This window comes from uncultured Escherichia sp., from assembly GCF_948475835.1.
Lineage (GTDB): Bacteria > Pseudomonadota > Gammaproteobacteria > Enterobacterales > Enterobacteriaceae > ECMA0423.
The window spans coordinates 1-8,345 of sequence record NZ_CAOLGM010000159.1 but is presented as its reverse complement, the minus strand read 5'-3'; the positions used below and the strand labels follow the sequence as shown (position 1 = coordinate 8,345).

Annotated in this window: 4 protein-coding genes and 2 pseudogenes; all 6 read left to right on the top strand. The window is 46.3% G+C overall.

The window, feature by feature from the left end:
• Positions 1 to 690: pseudogene (locus tag QZF50_RS21210) on the top strand (DUF4942 domain-containing protein); the annotation flags it as partial.
• Positions 691 to 1,064: 374 nt separating this feature from the next.
• A pseudogene (locus QZF50_RS23760) lies at positions 1,065 to 1,179 on the top strand (integrase); the annotation flags it as partial.
• A 259-nt stretch (positions 1,180 to 1,438) separates the two neighbouring features.
• Positions 1,439 to 2,977: a lysine decarboxylation/transport transcriptional activator CadC gene (gene cadC, locus QZF50_RS21205; RefSeq protein ID WP_001187170.1), complete on the top strand. Its 1,539-nt coding sequence runs from the start codon at positions 1,439 to 1,441 to the stop codon at positions 2,975 to 2,977.
• A 365-nt stretch (positions 2,978 to 3,342) separates the two neighbouring features.
• Positions 3,343 to 4,677: a cadaverine/lysine antiporter gene (cadB, locus tag QZF50_RS21200; protein ID WP_000092909.1), complete on the top strand. Its 1,335-nt coding sequence runs from the start codon at positions 3,343 to 3,345 to the stop codon at positions 4,675 to 4,677.
• 79 nt (positions 4,678 to 4,756) lie between these two features.
• Positions 4,757 to 6,904, top strand: a complete 2,148-nt coding sequence (cadA, locus tag QZF50_RS21195) for a lysine decarboxylase CadA (RefSeq protein WP_001295383.1) — start codon at positions 4,757 to 4,759, stop codon at positions 6,902 to 6,904.
• A gap of 58 nt (positions 6,905 to 6,962) precedes the next feature.
• Positions 6,963 to 8,345: dipeptide/tripeptide permease DtpC (dtpC, locus tag QZF50_RS21190; protein WP_290388979.1), on the top strand; the 1,383-nt coding region annotated here is incomplete at its 3' end.

The window sequence follows — 8,345 nt, the reverse complement described above, 5'->3', positions numbered from 1 at the left end:
ACAGAAAGTATTGGCGGTAAAACCGCACTGGACTGGGCGATGAAACAGGATTTTCGCTGTGGCTGCTGGCTCATGGAAAAACCTGAAACGGCAATGAAAGCCATCACACGCAATCTCGATCGCGAAATCTGGCGTGACCTGATGCAACGTTCCGGGATGCTGAGTCTGATGGATGCGCATGCCCGGGACACATGGTACCGGTCACTGGAATACGATAACTTTCCGGAAATCAGCAAGGCGAATATCCTGAGTACATTCGAACAACTGCACCGGAGTAAGGATGAGGTGTTTGAGCGCGGGGAGATCAACGTCTTCAGAGGGCTGAACTGGAATTACAAAACCAATTCCCCCTGTAAATTTGGCAGTAAAATTATCGTCAACAACCTGGTGAGATAGGACAGATGGGGATTTCATCTTATCAGTGGAATGCAGGCAGATCGCCTGGCTGACCTGGAAAGAATGTTGCATCTGCTCAGCGGTAAACCGATCCCCGACAACCGGGGGAATATCACCATTAATCTGGATGACCACATCCGGTCCGTTCAGGGTAAAGAACGCTATGAAGATGAGATGTTCATCATTAAATACTTTAAGAAGGGATCTGCACACATCACTTTCAAAAGGCTGGAGCTGATTGACAGAATTAACGATATAATAGCCAGGCACTTTCCTTCTGTGCTCTCAGCCTGACCCCGAGTTTGATTCCCTTTCGATATCAAAAGGGACTGCGGGTACAAAAGAGGGTACATCTTTCACCAAACCAAACAAAATAAACTAATATCAACATGATAGAAGCAATCTTCGATTCCGAGTCCGGCACCAAATTCATATAAACGGACCTCCACGGAGGTCCGTTTTTCGTTTCAGGACGCCACGATTTAAGCGTTCTGCCTCCAAATCAATTCTCCCGAACTCAACCAGATTCTCCCCTCATCACCAGCAATTTGCGGGCATATCCCAATTCGGGAAAATTTGTTCCTGAGCGATAGCACTAACTGACGTGAAATGTCGTGCGGCCCCGTGATGTTGTTGAACGTCAAATGACGTCATCAGGAGCGTAACGCATCCATAAAGCACAACACCGGTCTGAACGCCGACTGATGAGATTTTCTGAATGAGAACAAAGAGAAATGTATCAGTCCGCTTGCTCATGCAAAGACTAACAATCCATTAAAATAGTAAGCGCTCCGGACAATTTTCCATGGATTATTTTCTGAACATTTTTCTTTGGCAAAGATGATGAATTTTGATGGTAAGGAATATTACTTCTGGTTCTCAGTAAAATCCTTTCGTAATACTATGTAATCAAGAAGTTTATGGCTGGTAAAAATAACGTCTTACATTCACCAATAATATGTAAATAAACCCATCTATAGATGGTAAAAATAGGTTGTGGCAATTATCATTGCATCATTCCCTTTTCGAATGAGTTTCTATTATGCAACAACCTGTAGTTCGCGTTGGCGAATGGCTTGTTACTCCGTCCATAAACCAAATTAGCCGCAATGGGCGTCAACTTACCCTTGAGCCGAGATTAATCGATCTTCTGGTTTTCTTTGCTCAACACAGTGGCGAAGTACTTAGCAGGGATGAACTTATCGATAATGTCTGGAAGAGAAGTATTGTCACCAATCATGTTGTGACGCAGAGTATCTCAGAACTACGTAAGTCATTAAAAGATAATGATGAAGATAGTCCTGTCTATATCGCTACTGTACCAAAGCGCGGCTATAAATTAATGGTGCCGGTTATCTGGTACAGCGAAGAAGAGGGAGAGGAAATAATGCTATCTTCGCCTCCCCCTATACCAGAGGCGGTTCCTGCCACAGATTCTCCCTCCCACAGTCTTAACATTCAAAACACCGCAACGCCACCTGAACAATCCCCAATTAAAAGCAAACGATTCACTACCTTTTGGGTATGGTTTTTTTTCCTGTTGTCGTTAGGTATCTGTGTAGCACTGGTAGCGTTTTCAACTCTTGATACACGTCTTCCTATGAGCAAATCGCGTATTTTGCTCAATCCACGCGATATTGACATTAATATGGTAAATAAAAGTTGTAACAGCTGGAGTTCCCCGTATCAGCTCTCTTACGCGATAGGCGTGGGTGATTTGGTGGCGACATCACTTAACACCTTCTCCACCTTTATGGTGCATGACAAAATCAACTACAACATTGATGAACCGAGCAGTTCCGGTAAAACATTATCTATTGCCTTTGTTAATCAGCGCCAATACCGTGCTCAACAATGCTTTATGTCGATAAAATTGGTAGACAATGCAGATGGTTCAACCATGCTGGATAAACGTTATGTCATCACTAACGGTAATCAGCTGGCGATTCAAAATGATTTACTGGAGAGTTTATCAAAAGCATTAAACCAACCGTGGCCACAACGAATGCAGGAGACGCTCCAGCAAATTTTGCCTCATCGTGGTGCGTTATTAACTAATTTTTATCAGGCACATGATTATTTACTGCATGGCGATGATAAATCATTGAACCGTGCCAGTGAATTATTAGGTGAGATTGTTCAATCATCCCCAGAATTTACCTACGCGAGAGCAGAAAAAGCATTAGTTGATATCGTGCGCCATTCTCAACACCCTTTAGATGAAAAACAATTAGCAGCACTGAACACAGAAATAGACAACATTGTTACACTACCGGAATTGAATAACCTATCCATTATATATCAAATAAAAGCGGTCAGTGCTCTGGTAAAAGGTAAAACAGATGAGTCTTACCAGGCGATAAATACTGGCATTGATCTTGAAATGTCCTGGCTAAATTATGTGTTGCTTGGCAAGGTTTATGAAATGAAGGGGATGAACCGGGAAGCGGCTGATGCATATCTCACCGCCTTTAATTTACGCCCAGGGGCAAACACCCTTTACTGGATTGAAAATGGTATATTCCAGACTTCTGTTCCTTATGTTGTACCTTATCTCGACAAATTTCTCGCTTCAGAATAAGTAACTCCCGGGTTGATTTATGCTCGGGAATATTTGTTGTTGAGTTTTTGTATGTTTCTGTTGGTATAATATGTTGCGGCAATTTATTTGCCGCATAATTTTTATTACATAAATTTAACCAGAGAATATCCCGCAATCCATTGTAAACATTGAATGTTTATCTTTTCATGATATCAACTTGCGATACTGATGTGTTAATAAAAAACCTCAAGTTCTCACTTACAGAAACTTTTGTGTTATTTCACCTAATCTTTAGGATTAATCCTTTTTTCGTGAGTATTCTTAGCGCCAGTTTGGTCTGGTCAGGAAATAGTTATACATCATGACCCGGACTCCAAATTCAAAAATGAAATTAGGAGAAGAGCATGAGTTCTGCCAAGAAGATCGGGCTATTTGCCTGTACCGGTGTTGTTGCCGGTAATATGATGGGGAGCGGTATTGCATTATTACCTGCGAACCTAGCAAGTATCGGTGGTATTGCTATCTGGGGTTGGATTATCTCTATTATTGGTGCAATGTCGCTGGCGTATGTATATGCCCGACTGGCAACAAAAAACCCGCAACAAGGTGGCCCAATTGCTTATGCCGGAGAAATTTCCCCTGCATTTGGTTTTCAGACAGGTGTTCTTTATTACCATGCTAACTGGATTGGTAACCTGGCGATTGGTATTACCGCGGTATCTTATCTTTCCACCTTCTTCCCAGTATTAAATGATCCTGTTCCGGCGGGTATCGCCTGTATTGCTATCGTCTGGGTATTTACCTTTGTAAATATGCTCGGCGGTACTTGGGTAAGCCGTTTAACCACTATTGGTCTGGTGCTGGTTCTTATTCCTGTGGTGATGACTGCTATTGTTGGCTGGCATTGGTTTGATGCGGCAACTTATGCAGCTAACTGGAATACTGCGGATACCACTGATGGTCATGCGATCATTAAAAGTATTCTGCTCTGCCTGTGGGCCTTCGTGGGTGTTGAATCCGCAGCAGTAAGTACTGGTATGGTTAAAAACCCGAAACGTACCGTTCCGCTGGCAACCATGCTGGGTACTGGTTTAGCAGGTATTGTTTACATCGCTGCGACTCAGGTGCTTTCCGGTATGTATCCATCTTCAGTAATGGCAGCTTCCGGTGCTCCGTTTGCAATCAGTGCTTCAACCATCCTCGGTAACTGGGCTGCGCCGCTGGTTTCTGCATTCACCGCCTTTGCGTGCCTGACTTCTCTGGGCTCCTGGATGATGTTGGTAGGCCAGGCAGGTGTACGTGCCGCTAACGACGGTAACTTCCCGAAAGTTTATGGTGAAGTCGACAGCAACGGTATTCCGAAAAAAGGTCTGCTGCTGGCTGCAGTGAAAATGACTGCCCTGATGATCCTCATCACTCTGATGAACTCTGCCGGTGGTAAAGCATCTGACCTGTTCGGTGAACTGACCGGTATCGCAGTACTGCTGACTATGCTGCCGTACTTCTACTCTTGCGTTGACCTGATTCGTTTTGAAGGCGTTAACATCCGCAACTTTGTCAGCCTGATCTGCTCTGTACTGGGTTGCGTGTTCTGCTTCATCGCGCTGATGGGCGCAAGCTCCTTCGAGCTGGCAGGTACCTTCATCGTCAGCCTGATTATCCTGATGTTCTACGCTCGCAAAATGCACGAGCGCCAGAGCCACTCAATGGATAACCACACCGCGTCTAACGCACATTAATTAAAAGTATTTTCCGAGGCTCCTCCTTTCATTTTGTCCCATGTGTTGGGAGGGGCCTTTTTTACCTGGAGATATGACTATGAACGTTATTGCAATATTGAATCACATGGGGGTTTATTTTAAAGAAGAACCCATCCGTGAACTTCATCGCGCGCTTGAACGTCTGAACTTCCAGATTGTTTACCCGAACGACCGTGACGACTTATTAAAACTGATCGAAAACAATGCGCGTCTGTGCGGCGTTATTTTTGACTGGGATAAATATAATCTCGAGCTGTGCGAAGAAATTAGCAAAATGAACGAGAACCTGCCGTTGTACGCGTTCGCTAATACGTATTCCACTCTCGATGTAAGCCTGAATGACCTGCGTTTACAGATTAGCTTCTTTGAATATGCGCTGGGTGCTGCTGAAGATATTGCTAATAAGATCAAGCAGACCACTGACGAATATATCAACACTATTCTGCCTCCGCTGACTAAAGCACTGTTTAAATATGTTCGTGAAGGTAAATATACTTTCTGTACTCCTGGTCACATGGGCGGTACTGCATTCCAGAAAAGCCCGGTAGGTAGCCTGTTCTATGATTTCTTTGGTCCGAATACCATGAAATCTGATATTTCCATTTCAGTATCTGAACTGGGTTCTCTGCTGGATCACAGTGGTCCACACAAAGAAGCAGAACAGTATATCGCTCGCGTCTTTAACGCAGACCGCAGCTACATGGTGACCAACGGTACTTCCACTGCGAACAAAATTGTTGGCATGTACTCTGCTCCGGCAGGCAGCACCATTCTGATTGACCGTAACTGCCACAAATCGCTGACCCACCTGATGATGATGAGCGATGTTACGCCAATCTATTTCCGCCCGACCCGTAACGCTTACGGTATTCTTGGTGGTATCCCACAGAGTGAATTCCAGCACGCTACCATTGCTAAGCGCGTGAAAGAAACACCAAACGCAACCTGGCCGGTACATGCTGTAATTACCAACTCTACCTATGATGGTCTGCTGTACAACACCGACTTCATCAAGAAAACACTGGATGTGAAATCCATCCACTTTGACTCCGCGTGGGTGCCTTACACCAACTTCTCACCGATTTACGAAGGTAAATGCGGTATGAGCGGTGGCCGTGTAGAAGGGAAAGTGATTTACGAAACCCAGTCCACTCACAAACTGCTGGCGGCGTTCTCTCAGGCTTCCATGATCCACGTTAAAGGTGACGTAAACGAAGAAACCTTTAACGAAGCCTACATGATGCACACCACCACTTCTCCGCACTACGGTATCGTGGCGTCCACTGAAACCGCTGCGGCGATGATGAAAGGCAATGCAGGTAAACGTCTGATCAACGGTTCCATTGAACGTGCGATCAAATTCCGTAAAGAGATCAAACGTCTGAGAACGGAATCTGATGGCTGGTTCTTTGATGTATGGCAGCCGGATCATATCGATACGACTGAATGCTGGCCGCTGCGTTCTGACAGCACCTGGCACGGCTTCAAAAACATCGATAACGAGCACATGTATCTTGACCCGATCAAAGTCACCCTGCTGACTCCGGGGATGGAAAAAGACGGCACCATGAGCGACTTTGGTATTCCGGCCAGCATCGTGGCGAAATACCTCGACGAACATGGCATCGTTGTTGAGAAAACCGGTCCGTATAACCTGCTGTTCCTGTTCAGCATCGGTATCGATAAGACCAAAGCACTGAGCCTGCTGCGTGCTCTGACTGACTTCAAACGTGCGTTCGACCTGAACCTGCGTGTGAAAAACATGCTGCCGTCTCTGTATCGTGAAGATCCTGAATTCTATGAAAACATGCGTATTCAGGAACTGGCTCAGAATATCCACAAACTGATTGTTCACCACAATCTGCCGGATCTGATGTATCGCGCATTTGAAGTGCTGCCGACGATGGTAATGACTCCGTATGCTGCGTTCCAGAAAGAGCTGCACGGTATGACCGAAGAAGTTTACCTCGACGAAATGGTAGGTCGTATTAACGCCAATATGATCCTTCCATATCCGCCGGGAGTTCCTCTGGTAATGCCGGGTGAAATGATCACCGAAGAAAGCCGTCCGGTTCTGGAGTTCCTGCAGATGCTGTGTGAAATCGGCGCTCACTATCCGGGCTTTGAAACCGATATTCACGGTGCATACCGTCAGGCTGATGGCCGCTATACCGTTAAGGTATTGAAAGAAGAAAGCAAAAAATAATTAGCTCGTACAAGGGAAGTGGCTTGCCACTTCCCTTTTTTGCTCATAAGGAGAACACATGAAAACACCCTCACAGCCGCGCGCGATATACTATATCGTGGCGATCCAAATCTGGGAGTACTTCAGTTTTTACGGCATGCGTGCCTTACTCATTCTCTATCTCACCCATCAGCTTGGTTTTGATGATAACCATGCCATCAGCCTGTTCAGCGCATATGCTTCTCTGGTTTACGTTACCCCTATTCTCGGCGGCTGGCTTGCCGACCGCCTGCTCGGCAACCGCACTGCAGTGATTGCCGGCGCGCTGTTAATGACCCTTGGCCATGTGGTGCTGGGCATTGATACAAATTCAACCTTTAGCCTGTATCTGGCGCTGGCAATCATTATTTGTGGCTACGGTTTATTCAAATCAAACATCAGCTGTTTGCTTGGCGAGCTCTACGACGAGAACGATCATCGACGTGATGGCGGTTTTTCGCTGCTGTATGCTGCGGGCAATATCGGTTCTATCGCCGCCCCAATCGCCTGCGGCCTGGCTGCTCAGTGGTATGGATGGCATGTTGGCTTTGCCCTTGCGGGTGGCGGCATGTTTATCGGTTTGTTGATTTTCTTAAGCGGGCATCGTCATTTCCAGTCCACGCGTAGTATGGATAAAAAAGCGCTCACTAGCGTGAAATTTGCCTTACCAGTATGGAGCTGGTTAGTGGTGATGCTCTGTTTAGCCCCAGTATTTTTTACCCTGCTGCTGGAGAACGACTGGTCCGGATATTTGCTGGCGATCGTTTGCCTCATTGCCGCACAAATCATTGCCCGCATGATGATCAAATTCCCCGAACACCGCCGTGCTCTTTGGCAAATTGTATTGTTGATGTTTGTCGGGACGTTGTTCTGGGTACTGGCACAACAGGGCGGCAGTACCATCAGCTTGTTTATCGATCGCTTTGTGAATCGTCAGGCATTCAATATTGAAGTACCTACAGCACTATTCCAGTCGGTGAATGCAATTGCAGTGATGCTCGCTGGGGTTGTACTGGCCTGGCTGGCATCGCCAGAAAGCCGCGGCAACTCAACATTGCGCGTCTGGCTGAAGTTTGCCTTTGGCTTACTGCTGATGGCTTGTGGCTTTATGTTGTTGGCATTTGATGCCCGACATGCAGCGGCTGGCGGTCAAGCGTCAATGGCCGTGATGATATCCGGGCTGGCGCTAATGGGCTTTGCCGAACTCTTTATTGACCCGGTGGCGATTGCGCAAATCACGCGTCTGAAAATGTCTGGCGTATTAACCGGTATTTATATGCTGGCAACAGGCGCGGTCGCCAACTGGCTGGCAGGCGTCGTGGCACAGCAGACGACAGAGTCGCAAATTAGCGGTATGGCAATTGCAGCTTACCAGCGATTCTTTTCTCAGATGGGAGAGTGGACGTTGGCTTGTGTCGCGATC